At 41.4% G+C, this 20,390-nt stretch carries 17 protein-coding genes; 15 read left to right on the top strand and 2 right to left on the bottom strand.

Features of this window, described 5'->3' with window-relative positions; translation table 11 throughout:
- Positions 1-391: 391 nt before the first annotated feature.
- The 4 genes from RU93_RS08765 to RU93_RS08750 all read left to right on the top strand — a co-directional run bounded on the left by RU93_RS08765 (position 392) and on the right by RU93_RS08750 (position 5,489).
- Positions 392-1,426, top strand: coding sequence for a 3-deoxy-7-phosphoheptulonate synthase (locus RU93_RS08765; RefSeq protein ID WP_071875242.1), 1,035 nt, complete (start codon positions 392-394; stop codon positions 1,424-1,426).
- A 413-nt stretch (positions 1,427-1,839) separates the two neighbouring features.
- Positions 1,840-3,171: a DRTGG domain-containing protein gene (locus RU93_RS08760; RefSeq protein WP_071875241.1), complete on the top strand. Its 1,332-nt coding sequence runs from the start codon at positions 1,840-1,842 to the stop codon at positions 3,169-3,171.
- Positions 3,172-3,187: 16 nt separating this feature from the next.
- Entirely contained in the window at positions 3,188-4,138 is a 951-nt protein-coding gene (locus tag RU93_RS08755) for a DHH family phosphoesterase (protein WP_071875240.1), read from the top strand.
- Positions 4,139-4,574: 436 nt separating this feature from the next.
- Positions 4,575-5,489: an urea transporter gene (locus RU93_RS08750; RefSeq protein WP_071875239.1), complete on the top strand. Its 915-nt coding sequence runs from the start codon at positions 4,575-4,577 to the stop codon at positions 5,487-5,489.
- A gap of 62 nt (positions 5,490-5,551) precedes the next feature.
- On the opposite strand, the gene RU93_RS08745 is transcribed toward RU93_RS08750, so the two are convergent.
- A complete protein-coding gene (locus tag RU93_RS08745; protein WP_071875238.1) occupies positions 5,552-7,255 on the bottom strand; it encodes a PucR family transcriptional regulator in 1,704 nt (567 codons plus the stop codon).
- Between the two features lie 301 nt (positions 7,256-7,556).
- Between RU93_RS08745 and RU93_RS08740 the strand changes: the two genes are divergently transcribed.
- From RU93_RS08740 to RU93_RS12360, 8 genes are all read left to right on the top strand, one after another.
- Positions 7,557-8,441: an oxamate carbamoyltransferase subunit AllH family protein gene (locus RU93_RS08740; protein WP_071875237.1), complete on the top strand. Its 885-nt coding sequence runs from the start codon at positions 7,557-7,559 to the stop codon at positions 8,439-8,441.
- The gene (fdrA, locus tag RU93_RS08735) at positions 8,441-9,991 is read left to right on the top strand and encodes an acyl-CoA synthetase FdrA (protein ID WP_071875236.1); all 1,551 of its coding nucleotides are present in this window, start codon (positions 8,441-8,443) and stop codon (positions 9,989-9,991) included. Before RU93_RS08740 ends, fdrA begins: the two co-directional genes overlap by 1 nt.
- Positions 9,988-11,415: a YlbE family protein gene (locus RU93_RS08730; RefSeq protein ID WP_071875235.1), complete on the top strand. Its 1,428-nt coding sequence runs from the start codon at positions 9,988-9,990 to the stop codon at positions 11,413-11,415. Before fdrA ends, RU93_RS08730 begins: the two co-directional genes overlap by 4 nt.
- A gap of 459 nt (positions 11,416-11,874) precedes the next feature.
- Positions 11,875-12,015 (top strand): hypothetical protein, encoded by a 141-nt coding sequence (locus RU93_RS12105; RefSeq protein ID WP_169818104.1) that lies wholly within the window; start codon positions 11,875-11,877, stop codon positions 12,013-12,015.
- Between the two features lie 305 nt (positions 12,016-12,320).
- Positions 12,321-12,554, top strand: a complete 234-nt coding sequence (locus RU93_RS08725) for a DUF1858 domain-containing protein (protein ID WP_071875234.1) — start codon at positions 12,321-12,323, stop codon at positions 12,552-12,554.
- A complete protein-coding gene (locus tag RU93_RS08720; protein ID WP_071875233.1) occupies positions 12,551-13,909 on the top strand; it encodes a DUF438 domain-containing protein in 1,359 nt (452 codons plus the stop codon). The genes RU93_RS08725 and RU93_RS08720 overlap by 4 nt, the downstream gene beginning before the upstream one ends.
- Positions 13,910-14,110: 201 nt before the next feature.
- The gene (locus RU93_RS08715; protein WP_071875232.1) at positions 14,111-14,833 is read left to right on the top strand and encodes a metal ABC transporter ATP-binding protein; all 723 of its coding nucleotides are present in this window, start codon (positions 14,111-14,113) and stop codon (positions 14,831-14,833) included.
- 1 nt (position 14,834) lies between these two features.
- Complete coding sequence (locus RU93_RS12360; protein ID WP_071875231.1) at positions 14,835-16,592, top strand: metal ABC transporter solute-binding protein, Zn/Mn family; 1,758 nt, start codon at positions 14,835-14,837, stop codon at positions 16,590-16,592.
- A 99-nt stretch (positions 16,593-16,691) separates the two neighbouring features.
- Here the strand turns inward: RU93_RS12360 and RU93_RS08705 are convergent, their stop codons facing one another.
- Entirely contained in the window at positions 16,692-17,537 is an 846-nt protein-coding gene (locus RU93_RS08705) for a metallophosphoesterase (protein ID WP_084131337.1), read from the bottom strand.
- A 182-nt stretch (positions 17,538-17,719) separates the two neighbouring features.
- On the opposite strand from RU93_RS08705, the gene RU93_RS08700 reads away from it, so the two are divergent.
- From RU93_RS08700 to rsmA, 3 genes are read left to right on the top strand one after another with little or no spacing between them, the layout of a single operon-like run.
- Positions 17,720-18,487 carry a TatD family hydrolase gene (locus tag RU93_RS08700; RefSeq protein ID WP_071875230.1) on the top strand — a complete coding sequence of 256 codons (768 nt, stop codon included), beginning with the start codon at positions 17,720-17,722 and terminating at the stop codon, positions 18,485-18,487.
- Positions 18,487-19,059: a ribonuclease M5 gene (gene rnmV / locus RU93_RS08695; RefSeq protein WP_071875229.1), complete on the top strand. Its 573-nt coding sequence runs from the start codon at positions 18,487-18,489 to the stop codon at positions 19,057-19,059. The genes RU93_RS08700 and rnmV overlap by 1 nt, the downstream gene beginning before the upstream one ends.
- Positions 19,056-19,937, top strand: coding sequence for a 16S rRNA (adenine(1518)-N(6)/adenine(1519)-N(6))-dimethyltransferase RsmA (gene rsmA, locus RU93_RS08690; RefSeq protein ID WP_071875228.1), 882 nt, complete (start codon positions 19,056-19,058; stop codon positions 19,935-19,937). Before rnmV ends, rsmA begins: the two co-directional genes overlap by 4 nt.
- Positions 19,938-20,390: the final 453 nt, after the last annotated feature.

The following is a 20,390-nucleotide window of genomic DNA, read 5'->3' as shown; positions in this document are numbered from 1 at the left end:
TTCTACCAACACTAGAAAGTATAGAACCAAATCTTTCCTGAGGATTTTTGTTTTATCTGAAGAAATACGATTGATAACAGTCAGACGAATAGGAAATCATCAAACACACTTTGTTCACTGCAACCAATATTTGTCTTTTCTAGTCAAAGTGCCAACGTAATAAATGTTTTATCCTCGAAATCTCCCACAGATACCACTCCTCTTTTTCTGTGAAAATAATGAGTAGCGTCGAGTGAAATAAAATGTTGTTTTCTCAACGAGTGCGATCAGTATCTGTTCTGACGTTTTGTAAGAGACCGTCAATAAATGAAAAGATTCAGGAAAAATTCTTCACCGCTTAAAATGAAAATATGGTAAGATAGATGAGATAGATTTTCATAGGAGGGGTCACATGAGTTTTCAGGAATTAAGTAAAAAAATCAATGTTGATATCGTTAAAAGTATTTCACAATTAAGTGAAGAAGCGGCGGCCTTTAAAGCAGCACGCGATGAGGAATTAAAAGCCATTATCGAAGGGAAAGATTCACGCTTTTTACTCGTCATTGGTCCTTGTTCAGCGGATAACGTCGAGGCTGTTGTGGAATATGCGAAGCGTTTAGCCAAATTACAAGAAGAAGTGAAAGATAAAGTCTTTATCGTGCAACGGGTTTATACGAATAAACCGCGGACGAATGGCGATGGCTATAAAGGGATGATGCACCAACAAGATGCGTCACCTGATGGCGAAATCAATTTGATTCGTGGTATGGTAGCCGTGCGTAAAATGCATAAACGTGTCATCACCGAAGCTGGCTTAACGACAGCCGATGAAATGCTTTACCCTGATAACTTGAAATTTGTGGATGACCTCGTAAGTTACCACGCGATTGGTGCGCGTTCGGTGGAAAACCAACAACACCGTTTTGTCGCAAGTGGACTCGATTTTCCAACCGGATTAAAAAATCCAACAAGTGGCAATCTCAATGTGATGTTCAACGGCATTTATGCCGCGCAACAAAAACAAGAACTCATGTATAATGGTGTCGAAGTGGCAACAAGTTCGAATCCTTGGGCGCATGTGATTTTACGTGGCGGTTTAACAGATGCGGGTGAAGTTGTACCGAATTACCATTACGAAGACTTAATCAAAGTCATTCAACATTACCAAAAGAGTCAATTAAAAAATCCATTTGTGATGGTCGATACGAACCATGACAACTCAGGCAAAAAATACAAAGAACAAGTGCGGATTGTCCAAGAAGTTCTCCGAAATCGTTCGTGGAATGAAGACATCAAACAATACATCCGTGGCTTTATGATAGAAAGTTACATAGAAGATGGCCGTCAAGAACCAGGCGGTGGCGTATTTGGTCAATCGATTACAGACCCATGCTTAGGATGGGAAGAAACAGAAGACTTAGTCCGTTATATCGCCAAACACTGCTAAATGGGTGTGGTTTTCTTCGGAAGAAATCAACGAAGCTTTAAAATGTCTATTATCCTAAAAAAATACTCAAGGGCTGTGACGAATGTCATAGTCTTTTTTTTGTCCATGAAAGGTGATCATATCCAGCTATCGTTTGCTTCAAAAAGGCGACGTTTCTTTTCTTTTTCACCCGATGATGTCCTAAGCTAAAAAATCGTGAGGCTTCCTAAATTCTCTTTGGATTTTTCGAATCCTAGTATTTGTATCTTTGATAGAATCTGTTACAATGTATTTATTATGCTGTACTTATTTATAACCGAAATAAGGACTACGAATGTTGATGTGACCGAAAAATTACATGAAACAGTTTTTTTGAAGCTGTCACTATTTTCAGAAAGAGTTGAAACGAAAAAGTAAGGGTGGGGAAGAAAGAGATGGCGACAAAACATGATTTAATTATCGCTCACATTGAAAGTTTACCGGTAGGCGAGCGGATTTCGGTTCGTGGAATCGCCAAAGAACTGGATGTCAGTGAAGGCACGGCTTACCGCGCCATTAAAGATGCCGAAAACAGTGGCATCGTCTCGACAATTCAACGAGTAGGAACCATTCGAATTGAACGGAAATTAAAAAAACACATTGAGAAATTAACCTTTGCTGAAGTTTCCAAAATTGTTGAAGGCGAAGTCCTTGGAGGATCAGCAGGATTAGAGAAAGATTTAAATAAATTTGTGATTGGTGCGATGGAAGAAAAAGCGATGGAACGTTACATCACTCCTGGATCGCTCATGATTGTCGGTAACCGAACCAATGTTCAAAAGCTCGCTTTAAAAGAAGGCGCTGCAGTGTTGATTACCGGTGGATTTGAAACGACTCCCGAAATTGAGGCGATTGCCGATGAACAGGCCTTACCGATCATCTCGACTACGTATGATACGTTCACGGTTGCAACGATGATTAACCGAGCGTTAAGCGACCAATTAATCAAAAAAGATATTTTACTCGTCGGTGATATTTACATGCCACTTGATAAAACGCAATATTTAGAAACGACCGAGTTAGTCAAAGATTACAAAGCGTTATCTGAACTCACGACCCATACACGCTTTCCCGTCGTGAATAAAAACCGTCGCGTCGTCGGCATTGTCACAGCCAAAGACGTCTTAGAAAAAAGTGATCAACAAGTCATTGAACGCATTATGACCAAAGATCCACGGATGGCTAAAAAAACGATGAGTGTTGCGTCTGTTAGCCACCAAATGATTTGGGAAGGTCTCGAAGTGATGCCAGTTGTGACGGATGATTTATCGCTTTTAGGAATTGTGACGCGTCAAGATATTATGAAGGCGATGCAACTAGTCCAACGTCAGCCACAAGTTTCCGATACGATTTCCGATCAAATCGCGGGTCAAATTCAAATGGTGGAACATGACTTTGAAGGCAACAAGCTAGAACAGCCGGAGTTTCGTTTTATCGTCACGCCACAAATGGTGAATGAACTCGGCACCATCTCGTTTGGCGTGTTAAGTGAAATCATCGCCAGTGCGGCCAAACGGAGCTTATTAATTAATCAACGTCGGAATACTTGGATCGAACAAGTCAATTTGCATTATTTCCGTTTAATTCAACTGGAAAGTGAAGTTGTGTTACGACCGAAAATTTTAGAATTTGGCCGTCGCTCCGCGAAACTAGACATCGAAATTTTTATCGAAAATTCACTAGTCGGCAAAGCGATTGTCGTCTGCCAAGTCATGGAAAGACCATAGAAAGAAGGGAAACACTATGAAAATCGAAAATCAGATTTTAGCAACGATTAAAGCCTACGAGACCATTATCATTCATCGTCATCAACGTCCAGACCCCGACGCACTGGGATCGCAAGTTGGGTTAGCCGAAATCATTCGGGCAAGTTTCCCCGATAAATTCGTCTATCAAGTCGGAGGTCCGATTGATGGACTCGATTTTCTAGCAACTATGCAACCCATTACCGACGAAACGTATGAAGGCGCGTTAGTGATTGTCACAGATACCGCTAATACGCCACGCATTAGCGATGACCGTTACCTACTAGGCGACAAACTCATCAAAATCGACCATCATCCCAACGATGAACCTTATGGGGATCTTACTTGGGTGAACACCAAAGCAAGTAGTTGTAGTGAAATCATCGCGGACTTTTGGCAATTTTTTGCCGATGAATTAACGATGACAGAAAATGCTGCGCGGTTATTATATGCGGGCATTGTCGGTGATACGGGGCGCTTTTTATATCCAAGCACGACAGCCCACACCTTTAAAATCGCGGCAGATCTACGAGAGTTTGACTTTGATGCGACGCACTTGAACCGTCAATTATCGCAATTCCCGTTAAGTGTCGCGCGCTTAGCAGGCTACGTATATAATCATTTAACACTTGATGAAAATGGTGCTGGTAAAGTGATTTTAAGCCAAGCAATCTTGCAAGAATACGGTGTGAGTGATGTAGAAACCTCAGAAGTCGTGCCACTTCCTGGCGCGATTGAAGAAGTGGTTGCGTGGGCGATTTTTGTCGAACAACCAGAAGGCTACTATCGCGTTCGCATGCGTTCCAAAGGGCCTGTTATTCACACGATTGCCCAGCGTCATAATGGCGGCGGACATCCCTTAGCCAGTGGTGCCAATGCGAAAGACTTAGCCGAAGTCGAAGTCATCTATCAAGAAATCAAAGACGCGTGTCGACCAGAAACCTTGTAATATAAGGTTGTGGCCAAAAAACACTTCCAAAGCTTAGCAAGCGATGATTTTCAATCGCGCTTATAAAAAACCGTTGTTCGATCATTCGATTCGAGCAACGGTTTTTTTGGCATTCGGACAATCGCCTTAGTGTTTAAGAATAGTTGGGGCTAATTCGAGCAAGCTCACAGAGCGACAATAATAATTACAAGACAATGCTTGATTTTATATTTGATAACGCTTACAATGTGATTATTAACTCCATTACTCATTACCATGACCGATTCATTGCACCTAAAAAACGATTCACTATATCAACCACAGATTTACGAAACGATTTTCGTAAAGATATAGCGTTAAAATAAGTATAGGCAGGAACGGTTTCGACCGTTCCGTAAAAAAAAGAACTTATTTTAAAAAATCGATGAGGCGTTGCTTCATACACTAGGAGGATAATATGAGTAAATATATAGAACCTTTATCAGCGACGTTAAACGGAATTTCTCAGGTAAACTTTCTGCAAAATCCTGGTTTTGGCTTGATGATTGTGGTAGGACTACTATTCGTAGATGTCTATATGGCAATCAGCGTTTTGCTGGCGTCTCTTATCAGTTATCTGATAGCGAGAGTGCTATACGATGACGATTTTGCCATGACAGGACTTGCTGCATTCAATTCCGTCTTATTAGTTTTAATGGTTGAAGCATTCTTAGGAGGTTTTTCTTCCATCCTTTATGTCATACCAGCAACGATGATCGTGATGGCCATCCAACATCTCTCAAAAGTGTTATTAGAAAAAGTGAATTTAGCTTATTTTTCCATCCCAACTGTTTTGGCAACTTATTTAATGTTATTCATTCATCAAATTTGGCCAGGCGTCTTTTTTTCGGATCAACTCTCGTTTAAACTCACGGGTGCTTTTGATGGTCTCGATTTTAGTTTCGGCAATCACTTTTTTATTTCTGCAAGCGAACTTTACTTGCAAGGAACTCTTCTATTTTCACTAGTACTCATTCTAGCGTTCATTATTTTTGAAAAAGACTATCTCTTGTATTTAGTCTGCGCGTACTTTTTCTCAATTGCTATTTTCTACGTGCTAGGCTTTGCTTTCCCACTTGATGTCATGGGCTTTACAACCTTTAACATTGTTTTGACAATGATGGCCCTAAAAGCGTTTGGTTTCCTTCCAATGAATAAAGAAATCATCCTCAAACTGTTTTTGGTGACGTTAGCCGTCATCATCACGAAATTTATCTTAGATTATCTATTAGGACTCATTGGATTACCCTCGATTGTCCTTCCATTTATCGTCGTGACAGAGTGCGTCTTAATCTCTCGCAATCTAAAGCAAGCACGTCAAGTAGAAGTTTAATCATCTAAATAAAAATAAAACTAATTTTGTTCAAAATAATGAGCAAAATTAGTTTTATTTTTTTAGTGATAATCAGATTGGATTTTGAAGGTATTGTTTTCGCGTAAGATGTAATAAATTTTAATTGCAATTTGAATCTTCAATAACTCTTCAGAATCTTTGAAATCAGAGACAAGAATATTTTGGATCTTTTCAATTCGGTACAACAAGCTATTGCGATGAATATACAATTGCCGTGCGGTTTCTGCAACATTTAGTTTATTGCTAATCCAACATTCTAACGTCTCAATTAAATGACTATTATTTTTCAAATCGAAATCATAAAGTGGACCTAACGTCTTGGAAAAAAACAGCACTAATTCTTCATAATCGATATTTTTCTTGAAAAAATGGCTAATAAAAAAATCATTATAATGACGGACTTTCTTTTTAATCGGCTCATTATCCATTAATCGCAACGTTTCTTGGGCTTCAAAAAAACTCGTATGGACATCCGCTAATTGTTTCGAAAGATTGCCAATCCCACAACGAATGGTGCATTTTGGGTATTTTGTCTTCATCGCATCAATAAAATCGGCGAGAATGGTTTTGCTTTGTTGCAAAGAGTCTTCTGAAGTGGTGCCGATTAACATAATAATCTGTTTTTTTCGCTGAAAAATATAACATTTTCCGAGTGCAGCAAAGGGCTTTTTTTTAAGCTGTTCCATCAGATTTTTGAGGATATTTTCTTCGTAACGTAGATTATTAATGGTATTTTTCACATTGGCATGCTCAAATGCGACGTTGAAAACAATTGCCGTATACATCAAGTTTAAATTGATATCATGGAGATTGGCTAAATTTTTTAAAGTGGGGATAGAAGTGATATTCCCTACGAGCAAGTCATCAAAAAAGTTTTCTTGGATTTGATTTTGGGTTCGTTTCATTTCGGCTAAGTGCGTTTGTTCCATGGCAAAAGCCATACAACTATTTTCGAGTGCGATATAATGATGGTCTCTAAGTTGTTGATGAAACTCGAGCACAATAATAAAGCCGTAATGAATCTCGTTAAAAAATACCGGGACGACAATACATGGGATGTTTAAATGGTCGAATTCCAAGAGTCGCACAATCGGTTTTTGAATCACTTCAAACTTAGGCGGTAAGCTATCAATCACCGACTGCGGTAACGAAATTTTATCCGCGTGATTGTCGTGAATGGTTTTGGCGTAAGAAGAGATCACTTTGGCATTTAAGATTTTCCAGTTCTCATCGCATAAAAAAATAGACGCTTCGAGCATCGTCGAAAGAACATCCGCTATTTTCTGCAACCCCCCGCCGTGCAACGTTAATTCGAAAAATTCATTGTGAATATCGAGTGATTTGCGATTCAAGGCATTGTAATTCTCGGATAATTCCTCCATCACACGCGTCATCACCTTCGAAAAAGACATTCCATAAGGCATTTCAATAATCGGTAGCTGCAATTCGTTTGAGAGCGTTAACATATTATCCGGCACTTTTCCGAGATAACTAAAGGGTTTAATGATTAACGCGGGGCAATTAATTAATTTTAATTGTCGTAAGATTTTTTCTTGCATACTTTCATCGTCTTTAAAAAAATAACCGGAAGAAATCAGGACTTCTTCTGGTGCAAACCAATCTAACGCATTGGGATTATCCATAATATTCACACTCGAAATCCGATTATGGATGCCTTCAAATCCAGAAATCATTTTGAATTCTTTAAAAGGTTCTAAGTGTAGTAAATCATTCACCGTTAACATCGCTTTTATCCTCCTTGATCATAGAACAAATCTCATTCCTTTGGGCTAATTGTATCATGATTCGACGATTGTGCAATGACTAACTAGTTGTTATAACTATGAAAACGTCATAATTTTAGGTTGTTTTGTCTATTTAAGTAAGCGTATACATCAGATATAATGAAGCTGTGGTTGAGATAGTAATAATATTCAAAAGTTTTTTTGGTTAAATGACATCAAAAAATGAGGTGGATCGAACAACGAAGAAAATAAGAGAATCGTACAAACAAAAGGCTAAAATGGTGAGAAAGAAGGGTGATTCGTGAAAGATGTAAAAGCACTATCGATCGACAAACATTTTTTGAAGAGAGTAGAGGAATCAAATCTTCCAATCATAACGATTCATAGTGTTTTTTCTCGAACAATTAATCTTAGCATTGAGAACCAACTCTACACGATTGCGAGCAATCAATTAGACAACGCTCCGGCGACGATGAGAATTGATCTCTGCCATTTTGAAGACTATCAACTTCAACCAAACGATCGCATCACAGTAAATAACTTTAACATGAACGTTGCCAATCGTTTGATGATTGATTTAAAAACGGCAACACCTTGGGAAAGTAAACTCCCAAGCTATCCGCAAGGTGCCACGCCACTTACGGAGAATCTTGCCTTTGCCAAAGCATGGATCATCACTCAAGGTAAAGCGGAGTGGTTAAGAGAAACAAATCAACATCAGACACCATTTTATCAAGAAATGGGGCGGATGCTCAGAGAACGAACGACCAATTTAATGAACGGTTTTATTTCAGCAGATGTCACAACTAATGTCGAACGAGCGATGTCATTAGTCGGACTGGGACAAGGATTGACGCCGTCAGGGGATGACTTTTTAGTTGGTGTCCTGTTAGCGTTAGCCACGCGCAACCAACACGCATTGCCTTACAATGAGTGGGCCGAGCAAGTCGTTCGAAAGGCGAAAGAAAAAACAAATGTGATTAGTTATAGTGCCTTGAAATATGCCGCAATGGGTGAAACAAGAGAAAGTATCAATTTATTGCTGCAGTCTTTATTTGCGGGCAATCAAGAACAGGTGAAACGCCAGCTCGGTGAAGTCATGAAAATCGGCTCTTCTTCAGGAACCGAAATCACTTGGGGCATCATCAATGGCTTATTATTATTTGAAAAAATAGGAGGATTATAATGACAGTACACATTAAAATCAAAAAAAATACGTATTTTGATTCCGTTTCATTAATGTCTTTTTCAACAAAAGCAAATCAAATCGATCACGTCAAACAAGCGATGATTGGTATGGGAACAGACATGAACAAAGAAGTCATTCGCAATGTCGGCATGGGGTCTCCTGAACTGGATACGGCAAGCACAGCTGATTTAATGATCGCCATCGAAACCGATCAGCCCGATGCTGTTGAGACGATTTTTGATGAGATTGAGACGTTATTTGATCGCAAAATCGAAAAATCGGAACAAGGCGAAACGGTCTATAAAAATATTGCGGCTGCCGTAAAAGATCATGATCAAGCAAACGTAGCCGTGATTTCAGTCAATGGCGCATTCGCCGCTCGTGAAGCGAAAAAAGCGATTGAAAATAACCTACATGTGATGTTGTTTAGTGATAACGTGAGTATTGAAGAAGAAGTTGCACTCAAAAAAGCCGCACACGAAAAAGGCCTCTTAATGATGGGACCAGATTGTGGGACAGCGATTATTAATAATATCGGATTATGTTTTGCCAATAACGTTCGTAAGGGTAACATCGGGATTGTCGCAGCATCAGGTACGGGCGCCCAAGAAATGAGCGTTCGCATTCATGATTTTGGCTATGGCATCTCGCAATTAATTGGGATTGGCGGCCGTGATTTAAGTGAAGAAGTTGGCGGAATCATGATGATCGATGCCATCGAAGCCTTAGAACGCGATCAATCGACAAAAGTTATTGTGTTAGTATCAAAACCACCAGCAAAAAGTGTGGAGCAAAAAATCATCGAGAAGGTTAAAACGATTCAAAAACCAGTAGTCGTCTTTTTCCTTGGTGGTGAGGCAGTCGCTCATGATGAAGCGAATGTGTACTTTGCGAAACATTCAAAAGATGCCGCGCTAAAAGCAGTCGAATTAGCAGGCGCTAAAAAAGAAGAACTGGACATTCAGCCACTTGATACGGCATTCATCAAGCAGGTTCAAAGTAAATTATCCGATACGCAACACTACATCCGTGGGTTATTCTGTGGTGGTACACTTTGTGATGAGGCGATGTTTACGGCAATGGAAAAACTAGACAATGTCTATAGTAACATTGCGAAAAATCCTGAATTCATCTTAAAAGACAACAATCAAAGTCAAGAAAATACCTTTATTGATTTTGGTTCCGATGAATTTACGCAAGGCAAACCACATCCAATGATTGATCCGACAACGAGAATCGATCGTTTCATCAAAGAAGCAGCCGATCCAGAAGTCGCAGTCATCGTGTTAGACTTTGTGCTAGGCTACGGTTCCCATGAAGATCCAGCAGGCGTGATGGTTCCAGCAATTAAAGAAGCAAAAGAACAGGCTGAACGCGAAGGTCGTCACCTTGAAATTATTGGGTACGTCTTAGGCACTGATCAAGATGTCCAAAATATGCAAGAACAAATCCAAAAATTACAAGACGCAGGTGTTACGATTACGACAAGTAGTCAAGATACCGGCATCATCGCAAGAGAAATCGTATTGAAAGGAGAGTCAAAATGAATAGAATCGACGAATTATTTCAGTCAGATGTGAATGCCATCAACGTCGGCATCGACTTTATTTCAGAAGACATCAACAAGCAAGGAGCGACCTCTACACAACTCGATTGGACGCCTCCAGCAAGAGGGAACACGGCCTTATTAGCCTTATTAGATAGCTTGAATGATCCGGCGAAAAAAGAAAAAATTGACGCAGCCAATGCGGAAGCGGTTGAAAGAATTATCAATTCGCAACCAATCTTAGTTGGTTTTGACCAAGCCATCAACTGTGTTCCAGGCATGACGCCAACAACAATTTTACATGCTGGCCCACCTCAAGAGTGGAAAGACATGAACGGTCCAATGCGCGGAGCGGTTACTGGCGCGATTGTGTTTGAAAAATTAGCTGCAACAATTGAAGAAGCCGAAGAAGTGGCAGCTTCCGGCAAAATTACCTTCTCACCTTGTCATGAACATGACTGTGTCGGTTCAATGGCCGGTGTCACGTCAGCTTCCATGTTTATGCATATTGTCAAAAATAAAACATACGGCAACGTGTCTTATACCAACTTAAGTGAGCAATTATCAAAAATCTTACGTTTTGGTGCCAATGACCAAAGTGTAATCGATCGCTTAAACTGGATGCGCGATGTCATGGGTCCAATGTTACGTGACGCAATGAAGTTTAGTGAAGAAGGATTAGATTTACGCTTAATGTTATCAGAAGCTCTTCATATGGGAGATGAATGTCACAACCGGAACGTTGCCGGAACAAGAACCTTAATCCAAGCATTGACACCACTAATTGTGCAAACTGATTATTCTGAGAAAGAAAAAGTGGAAGTCTTTGATTTCATCGCAAGTAGTGATTACTTCTCTGGCCCAACTTGGATGGCATTATGTAAATGTGCCTTAGATGCAGCCCATGGTATTCCAAATAGTACGATTGTCACTACGATGGCACGTAACGGGGTCGAATTTGGAATTCGTGTCAGCGGCATTGGTGGCAACACTTGGTTTACCGGTCCTTCTCAACTTGTAATCGGCCCATTGTTTGCTGGATTCAAACCAGAAGACTCTGGTTTAGATATTGGGGACAGTGCGATCACCGAAACATACGGCATTGGTGGTTTTGCGATGGCGACTTCGCCAGCAATCGTGCCACTCGTTGGGGGAACGCTTGAAGAAGCGATGAATTACTCCATTGAAATGCTAGATATTACGACCACAACCAATCCAAATGTCACCATCCCTTCATTGAATTTCATGGGAGTACCGACAGGAATTGACGTGCGCAAAGTCATCGAGACTGGCCTATTACCAGTTATTAATACGGCAATTGCGCATAAAGATCCAGGAATTGGCATGATCGGAGCGGGAATCACCCATCCACCGTTTGACGTCTTCGAAAAAGCACTCGTGGCATTAGAAGAAACAATCGTTTAATACTATAGTTGGTTAGCGTTCGGCATTTGATGAGAACGCTAACCAACTATTTTTAATGATGGGAAATGACGGGTTTTTATCAAATCTCGCGCTACCCTACGAAAAATCACCTTGTGTGGGGAGCTGCGAGACCGCTTCGAGCCCGGAGATCTCTCAGCTCGAAAGCTTCAAACTCTAGGTAAGTGCTCAAGCACAAACCTAGAGTAATTCACATTTCGTCTTTTTACGCAGCTGACACAAGGTGTTTTTCTCCGGTCCGCTAGTGTCTGTAATCATTTTTATACAACGAAATGACTCAAATGAATGAAGCATCGAAAAATTTCCCTCAAGATAACTGAGACGAGAAATACGGTGTTTAGCAAGAATCACAATCATTAAAGTTTACAAAGTCACACTTTTTCTTTATAGTGTAATTATAAAGCGTTATCAAAAAACGATATTTTATTGGAGGGAAATGTTATGCCGAATAAATCAAAAGAAGAAGTCTACGCAGAACGTCAAGATGATTACAAACAAGAAAAAGAAGCAATTTTCCGTGAAGCGCGTGAAGCAGTTGCTGCAAATGAAGAAAAAGAAGAAAAAGCGGACGATCACGAGTAATTGTCCCAATCCACAATGTGAATATGACCAACGTGAAGTCTGTGCATCCTTAAGGTGTGCCAGATTTCACGTTTTTTTATGGTTTGTCCAAACGAATGATACTAGTACGCGAGATAAAATAAATGCGATGAAAGTCCTCCGTATCAATGGTATGATCCTATCCGTTCCGTATTCAGCTCAGACATTTTTCGATCAAATCTATCTACACGAAAACGTCAGATCAAAAGTTTGTGAATCTTTTTCTTTTTTGGGAAAATCGTGGTATACTAAAGTCTAATTGAGAATGATTCTTAATAGGAGGATTCATAATGGAAATTGATTTTTCAAAATCATTGTACGAACTTGTCAGTCAATACCCAGAAATGAAAGAAATCATGCTGGGAATTGGCTTTAATGAAATAACGAAACCAGGGATGTTACAAACTGCCGGGCGCTATATGACGATTCCAAAAGGAGCAAAAATGAAGAAAATCCCGTTAGCTACGATTATTCAGGCATTTGAAGAAGCGGGTTTTCAGATTGTGGGGGAGAGAGAATGAAAGAACGAACAAAAGAAGAACGTCAAAAACGAATTGTGGAAATTTTATCCTTACTGCATGAAGGTGGATCATTTGAAGAAGCGAAACGCTTGTTTAACGAAGAATTCGATGGGGTAGATGTCACTGAAATTACGTCAGCTGAGCGCGCACTCATCCAACAAGGGATGGATCCAGCTGAAATTCAGCGTCTTTGTAATATTCACGCGGCCGTTTTTAAGGGGTCAATCAATGACATTCATCAGTCGCATGAATCCCATGGTCAGCCGGGCCATCCTGTTCATACGTTAAAACTTGAAAACCAAGTCCTTCAATCGCTCTTAACCGATGAGATTGATGGCTTGCTAGCCAAAATTCAACAAGGCGATTGGTCTTATCAAGAACGGTTGATTGCGGCGTTAACGGATTTGCAACAAATTGAGAAACATTATGCGCGCAAGGAAAATTTAATCTTTCGTTACATGGAAAAATACGGCATTACTGCACCACCGCAAGTCATGTGGGGCGTGGATGACGACATCCGCCAAATGATCAAAGAGACGTTGGCCTACGCAAAAAGTGAGAAAGTTGCCTGCAATCCGCTGATCGAAAAATGGGAAAAAACAAAAGAAGAAATCGAAGAAATGATATTCAAAGAAGAAGAGATTATGGTACCGATGACGTTGGACGTCTTTTCCTTAAGCGATTGGGAACGCATCGCCGCTGATAGTCAGGACTTTGGTTATGCGTATATTGCCGAACCCTTACCTTGGAGAGCCGATCAAGCAGCTTATGAAAAAGAAGCCGAGCGTGAGCCGGTGCGTCAGCTGGCTATCCAAAGAGCCAAAGAAACGACCGAAGAAATTGCCAAAAACCTTACACCGTCTACCGCATCTGATTCCCAAGAAGACCATTATGAATGGGAAGAAGCGCCGCAAGTCGATCAAGTTGTCTTTCCAACGGGCATCTTAACGCTCGATCAACTCGTGGCCATTTTCGAAAATTTACCGGTTGATTTGACGTTTGTCGATGCCGAGGATTGCGTCCGTTTTTATTCGGAAGGCCCTATTCGGATTTTCCCACGGACAAAATCGGTCATCGGACGTGCCGTGGTCAACTGTCATCCACCAAAAAGTATGCACATGGTGGAAGCGATTCTGACGGACTTTAAAGCGGGCACGCGTGCCCAAGCTGATTTTTGGATTGATCTAAAAGACCGCAAAATTTACATTCGCTATTTTGCGTTGCACGATTCGCAAGGCCAATACTTAGGGTGTCTAGAAGTGACGCAAGACATTACCGACATTCAGCACATCACCGGACAAAATCGGTTGTTAGAAGGCCATACACCTGATTCAGTAAACGACGAGAAAAACTAAATACACGAAAGAACCGAGCGAAAGAGTTTTTCGTTCGGTTTTTTTGCGTGTAAAAAAACCTCGAGCGTAAACGCAATCCGCAATCAAGCATGAATGTAGCCATTGACTAAAAAAATAAAATCGTTGCATTTTAAGTAAGAGAAGCGTAAGATAGAATTAAAGTTTAGGTATACCTAGAAATTTAATGAAGGAGCGCTGAAAATGCTAGAAATAAAAAATATCTCTGCTCGTTACCAAGGCAAACAACTTGCCGTTGAAGCCGTCAGTTATACCGTCGAAGAACCAAGTATTATCGGGATTATCGGACCAAACGGCGCTGGGAAATCAACGTTAATCAAAGCGATGCTGAATCTCATCGATCATGAAGGCAGTCTCACTTTTAACGGCCAACCGTTAAAAACCTTTCAAAAAGAAATCGCCTATGTTGAACAAAAAAGTGCCGTCGATTATACATTTCCGATTACCGTAAAAGAATGTGTCTCACTCGGACTGTATCCAAAAAAACGTCTCTTGCAGCGCTTGACCACAGCCGATTGGCAAAAAGTCGAAGAAGCCTTAGCCGCAGTTGATATGCTTGAATACGAAGAACGTCAAATAGGCGAACTTTCCGGTGGGCAATTCCAACGAGTGCTGATCGCCCGAACGCTCGTCCAAGAAGCAAGTTTCATTTTTTTAGATGAACCATTTGTCGGCATTGATGTCGTCAGCGAAGGGATTATTATGGCGTTACTTCGTCAGATGAAAGAAGAGGGGAAATACATTTTTATCGTGCATCATGATTTATCGAAAGTCGCGACGTATTTTGACCAATTGTTACTCCTCAATCGCAAACTGATTGCCTTTGGACCGACAGCAACAGTCGCAAAAGCGCCATTATTACGCCAAGCATTTGGCGAACAATTACTTGTTTGGGAGGCGAAATAAGATGATTCAAACCTTTATCCAAGGCTTAAGCGACTACCACTTTTTACAAAACGCCTTGATTACTTCGGTTGCAATCGGGATTGTGGCCGGTGCGATTGGCTGTTTTATTATTTTACGCGGCATGTCTCTAATGGGCGATGCGATTGCCCATGCGGTCTTACCGGGTGTCGCGTTGTCGTATATTTTAGGCATTAACTTTTTTGTTGGGGCGATTATTTTTGGGATTATCGCGTCGCTCTTGATCACCTATATTTCCAATCATAGTATTGTCAAAAGCGACACGGCCATCGGGATTACCTTTAGTTCATTTTTAGCATTAGGGGTCATTTTAATTGGGGTTGCCAATAGTTCGACCGATTTATTTCATATTTTATTTGGGAATGTTTTAGCTGTTCAAGATAGTGATAAATGGTTGACGATTGGGATTGCCGTGCTCGTCGTCGGCGCGATTATTCTTTTTTACCGTCCGTTACTTTTAACGTCGTTTGATCCCATGATGGCTAAAGCCTTTGGGATGAACGTCCAAGCGTATCACTACTTACTGATGTTACTCTTAACGCTTGTTGCCGTAACTGCCATGCAAAGTGTCGGAACCGTTTTGGTGGTGGCGCTGCTGATTACGCCCGCTGCAACGGCCTTTTTATACACGAAACGTCTTAGTCGCATGATTATGCTCTCTTCATTTTTAGGAGGATTGGCTTCTGTCGTCGGATTATTTATCGGCTATAGCTTAAATATTGCAGCCGGTTCAAGTATTGTCTTGACCGCCGCTTTCTTCTTTGTCTTTGGCTTCTTTTTATCCCCACAACAACGCCAAAAACACGGCAAGAAAAGTCTCGTCAAAGCAGGAATGGCTGTCAGTTTAGTTGCAGTTGGCTTATTCTTCTATCAAAGTGTGCATCCGACTACTAGCCAAAACGATCAATTAAAAGTCGTGGTGACCAATGCGATTATCGCGGATATGACCAAAGAAGTCGGGGGCGATAAAATTGATTTACATAGTCTCGTTCCGATTGGTAAAGACCCACACGATCACGAAGTTTTACCCGAAGATATTCGACGCGCAACGAATGCGGATGTCATCTTTTTTAATGGTATGAACCTGGAAACAGGCGGTAACTCATGGTTTACCAAACTCATGAATAATGCTGATAAAGTCGAAGGGCAAGATTATTTTGCCGTGAGTGAAGGGGTTGCGCCACTTTATCTAGAAGGAGCGAACAACGAAGGCAAAGAAGACCCGCATGCGTGGTTAAGTTTGGCCAATGGGATGATTTATGTCGAAAATATTGCCCGCTACTTAAGCGAAAAAGACCCAGACAATCAAGCTTACTATCAAGCCAATGCTAAAGCCTATCTAGCCAAACTCGCAACGCTTCACGAAGAAAGTCTAGCACGCTTTGCCCAAATCCCAGACGCCAAAAAACTGATTGTCACAAGTGAAGGTAGTTTTAAATATTTTTCAAAAGCGTACGGCATCCCTTCTGCTTACATTTGGGAAATTAATACCGAAGAAGAAGGCAGTCCGGAACAATTACGGACACTGGTCAATACCCTTAAAGCGTCGCAAGTACCAGCACTTTTCCTTGAAAGTAGCGTCAATCCAAAACCAATGGAGAGCGTCTCAACAGATACTGGCATTCCGATTTATAGTCGGATTTTTACCGATTCGATCGCGCCAGCTGGAGAAGTCGGGGACAGTTACTATGACATGATGAAGTGGAACATCGAACAAATTAGTCAAGGCTTAACGCAGTAGCACGCGTCAACACCCTGAAAATTTGTCCGTGAAAGCGACAAAAAAGAGCAAAAAAAAAGCACCACTAAACGAGGCGCGTCCTAAGATCGAGCGCGTCGGTTAGTCGGTGTTTTTTTTCTTTGTTTCAGGGGCCAGATGATAATAATAAATCATTGGTTTTCGAGCAAAAAAGCGGCGATTCATTAAACCAGGATAAATCGAGAGCAAGGTCTTTTTGCCGATTTGATACAAGCCATGGGTGAATTTTACGGAAATATCTTTTGATTGTTTCGTACCCGGTTTCACCGGATGACCCGTCAAAATTAAATCATAGTCTGTCAGATTCGCGACTCGCTCCACGTGATGTGCCTCGTGTACGAGTAAGACTTGCCACGTCGCAATTTTCTTTTCAAAATCATACATCGGTTTTCCAACTAACGTATCATCCAGTCCCACAATCCGCAGCGAAACATCTTCTCGTATCACGAACGTCTCCTCATTAATTAACGGCGTGAATTGACCTTCTTTTAATACCTCTTTGACAAAATATTGACCGTTATTTATATAGTCTTGATTCCCAAGAACGGCGAACGTCCCAAGTGGCGCGTTAAAGCGTTTTAACTTCTCTGTCAAAAGATGCGTTTGACGATGGGACCAACGGGCATAGTCGTCAATTAAATCCCCAGTGGCTACGATTACATCGGGTTGCCTTACAATCGTCGAACGAATCAACGGATTGATCAGATGCGGCTTCCGACGTCGCCCAAAGTGCGTATCACTGAACTGAGCAATCACCAAATGGCTCGCTTCGGCGTATAAATCATAGGCTTTTGAAATATCTAGGATTTTTTGTTTGTTCTTGTGAATTAAATAATGAACTTCGTGGGCTTTTTTGGGTTTTAAGAAGAGCCAGAGGATAGAAAGCAGGCAGACAATTAAAATAACAGGATACATGAAGTCAAGCATGCCGAGGCCTCCTTTTATAATCGAATTTAGCTACATACTTAAGAATAGTAGATTACCGTAGAAAAAGCAATCGAACACCGGGTAAAATTTTATGATTAAATTAATGAAAAGTTCTAGCCTTTTCATTTCAGAATACGGCAAAATATGCTATTGTATACAAGAGAACGAGGAGGAAACTTGTTATGATATTTGATTCACATACCCATCTAAATGCCGAACAGTTTAGCGGTGAAATTCCCGACGTCATCAAACGTGCACAAGAACTCGACGTCACCGAAATGGCTGTTGTCGGATTTGACACCTTAACGATTGCCAAAAGTCTAGAACTCAGTCGTGACTATGACTTTATTTATAGTATTATCGGATGGCATCCGACCGAAGCCGGGAGCTACACACCAGCGATCGAAAAGATCTTACAAGAACAACTCACTTTGCCAAAAGTCGTGACTTTAGGTGAAATTGGTCTTGATTATTACTGGATGTCTGATCCAAAAGACGTGCAAGCCCGCGTCTTTAGCCGCCAAATTGCGATCGCCAAAGAAATGAATTTACCCATCAGCATTCACACAAGAGACGCGATGGAAGACACGTATCGCATCTTAAAAGAAAGCAAGATTCAAGACATTGGCGGTATTATGCATAGCTTTAGTGGCGATGATGAATGGGCAAAACGCTTTTTAGATTTAGGCATGCACCTCTCCTTTAGTGGTGTCGTGACGTTCAAAAAAGCACTCGACGTTCAAAAAGCTGCTCAAGTGGTACCGTTTGATCGCTTACTCGTTGAAACGGATGCCCCGTATTTAGCGCCTGTCCCATACCGTGGCAAACGCAATGAACCCGGTTATACCCGTTATGTCGTCGAGAAAATCGCCGAGCTACGCGAACAATCCTTTGAAGAAGTCGCGCGTCAAACAACGAAAAATGCTCATGAATTGTTTCGGATTGTCTAATGGAAAAACCAATTTTTGAAGAAATCATTGTCGTCGAAGGCAAAGACGACACCAAACGCTTGCAAGAAGTCGTGGTCGCCGATACGATCGAAACCATCGGCTCAGCCATTAACGACGTCATCTTAAAACAAATCGCCCATGCCCAAGAAATTCGGGGCGTCATTGTCTTTACCGATCCTGATTTTGCTGGCGAGAAAATCCGCAAAATCATTATGGAAGCCGTGCCGGACGTCAAACACGCCTTCTTGCCACGTGCCCAAGCGCAAGGCAAAAAGAAACACCGCAGCTTAGGCGTTGAACATGCCAGTGATGAAGCAATCTTAGAAGCACTCAGCCGCGTCGTGACACCCGTCAATGAAGCCGCACCCGCCGAAAACACGATTAGTCAAAAAGATTTAATCGCCTTAGGACTAATGGTCGGCGAAGGCTCCAAACAACGCCGCGAAAAAATTGGCGACGAGCTCCGCATTGGCTATACGAATGGCAAACAATTGCAAAAACGACTCAGCATGTTCCGCATTACCAAAGAAGAACTCATCGCCGCCCTAGAGAAAGTAGAGGAAAATCATTGAACGAAAACCGCGATATCGCTAACCCTTCCAGAACGAAGGAAATCTTAAAAAAACACGGCTTTGTCTTTAAAAAAAGCTTAGGCCAAAACTTTTTGACCGAACCAAATATTTTACGTAAAATCGTCGCAACCGCTGAAATCACCAAAGAAACCAACGTGATTGAAGTCGGACCCGGAATCGGAGCTTTAACCGAACACCTCGGAAGAAGCGCCAATCAAGTCATCGCCTTTGAAATCGACGACCGCTTGATTCCTGTCTTAGCCGATACGCTCGCACCGTACTCGAATATTAAAGTCTTGCACCAAGACGTCTTAAAAGCCGACATTGCGACCGTCGTCAAAGAAGAATTCAACGAAAATTTACCCATTAAAGTCGTCGCAAACTTACCGTATTACATTACGACGCCCATTATGATGTACTTTTTAGAATCCGGTGTCGATATTGCCGAAATGGTTGTCATGATGCAAAAAGAAGTCGCCGACCGGATCAGCGCAAAACCTGGTACCAAAGCATACGGCTCACTCTCCATCGCCGTACAATACTACATGGAAGCGCAACTGGCCTTCATCGTACCCAAAACCGTCTTCGTACCACAACCAAACGTGGATTCAGCCATCTTAAAATTAACACGCCGGGCGACACCCGCTGTTGACGTCACAGATGAAAAAGAATTCTTTAAATTAACGAAAGCCGCATTCCAATTACGTCGCAAAACCCTTTGGAATAACTTGCAAAACACATACGGCAAAACACCTGAAATCAAAGAATGGCTCCAAGCTAGCTTAGAAACCGCCGGCATTGATCCAACACGCCGCGGCGAAACCTTATCACTAGCCGAATTCGCAGCGTTAAGCAATGCGATGCTAGCAAGTAAATAATCCTCTTGATCAAACGGTATTGTTGGAATCTGGCGCTCCCTTGCGAAAAATCACCTTGAGTGAAGGGCTGCGAGACCGCTTCGAGCCTAGAGTTACGGATACAGTATCAGGCCTCTGCGTGACGATCAGCTCGAAAGCTTCAAACTCTAGGTAAGTGCTGAAGCACGAACCTAGAGTCATTCACATTTCGTCTTTTGATGCAGCCGACACAAGGCGTTTTTCTCCAGTCCGCTAGTATCCGTTATCCGTTTGATATCTTTTTTGTTAAAAAATGAAATAAATGCGGAGAGAAAGCTTGTAGCGATATTTCCATCAACACTAAAAATTGTACAACCTAAATAATCACGACAAAAAAGCCTAGAACGATTTGTTTTAGGCTTTTTTGCTTGCGTGTATTTCTTTTGAAAAGACAATCTCAACTAGAAAAATTTGATACAGATTCACGTTTTTATG

It is taken from the genome of Enterococcus aquimarinus (genome assembly GCF_001885765.1).
In the GTDB taxonomy this organism is placed as follows: Bacteria; Bacillota; Bacilli; order Lactobacillales; family Enterococcaceae; genus Enterococcus_I; species Enterococcus_I aquimarinus.
Note: the sequence above shows the minus strand (reverse complement) of the source record. Positions and strands in the feature narration are given on the sequence as shown.

Excerpts from the sequence above, each read along its gene's own strand:
- RU93_RS08765 (WP_071875242.1), top strand. The coding sequence starts at position 392 with ATGAGTTTTCAGGAATTAAGTAAAAAAATCAATGTTGATATCGTTAAA.
- RU93_RS08760 (WP_071875241.1), top strand. The coding sequence starts at position 1,840 with ATGGCGACAAAACATGATTTAATTATCGCTCACATTGAAAGTTTACCG.
- RU93_RS08755 (WP_071875240.1), top strand. The coding sequence starts at position 3,188 with ATGAAAATCGAAAATCAGATTTTAGCAACGATTAAAGCCTACGAGACC.
- RU93_RS08750 (WP_071875239.1), top strand. The coding sequence starts at position 4,575 with ATGAGTAAATATATAGAACCTTTATCAGCGACGTTAAACGGAATTTCT.
- RU93_RS08745 (WP_071875238.1), bottom strand. The coding sequence starts at position 7,255 with ATGTTAACGGTGAATGATTTACTACACTTAGAACCTTTTAAAGAATTC.
- fdrA (WP_071875236.1), top strand. The coding sequence starts at position 8,441 with ATGACAGTACACATTAAAATCAAAAAAAATACGTATTTTGATTCCGTT.
- RU93_RS08730 (WP_071875235.1), top strand. The coding sequence starts at position 9,988 with ATGAATAGAATCGACGAATTATTTCAGTCAGATGTGAATGCCATCAAC.
- RU93_RS12105 (WP_169818104.1), top strand. The coding sequence starts at position 11,875 with ATGCCGAATAAATCAAAAGAAGAAGTCTACGCAGAACGTCAAGATGAT.
- RU93_RS08720 (WP_071875233.1), top strand. The coding sequence starts at position 12,551 with ATGAAAGAACGAACAAAAGAAGAACGTCAAAAACGAATTGTGGAAATT.
- RU93_RS08715 (WP_071875232.1), top strand. The coding sequence starts at position 14,111 with ATGCTAGAAATAAAAAATATCTCTGCTCGTTACCAAGGCAAACAACTT.
- RU93_RS12360 (WP_071875231.1), top strand. The coding sequence starts at position 14,835 with ATGATTCAAACCTTTATCCAAGGCTTAAGCGACTACCACTTTTTACAA.
- RU93_RS08705 (WP_084131337.1), bottom strand. The coding sequence starts at position 17,537 with ATGCTTGACTTCATGTATCCTGTTATTTTAATTGTCTGCCTGCTTTCT.
- RU93_RS08700 (WP_071875230.1), top strand. The coding sequence starts at position 17,720 with ATGATATTTGATTCACATACCCATCTAAATGCCGAACAGTTTAGCGGT.
- rnmV (WP_071875229.1), top strand. The coding sequence starts at position 18,487 with ATGGAAAAACCAATTTTTGAAGAAATCATTGTCGTCGAAGGCAAAGAC.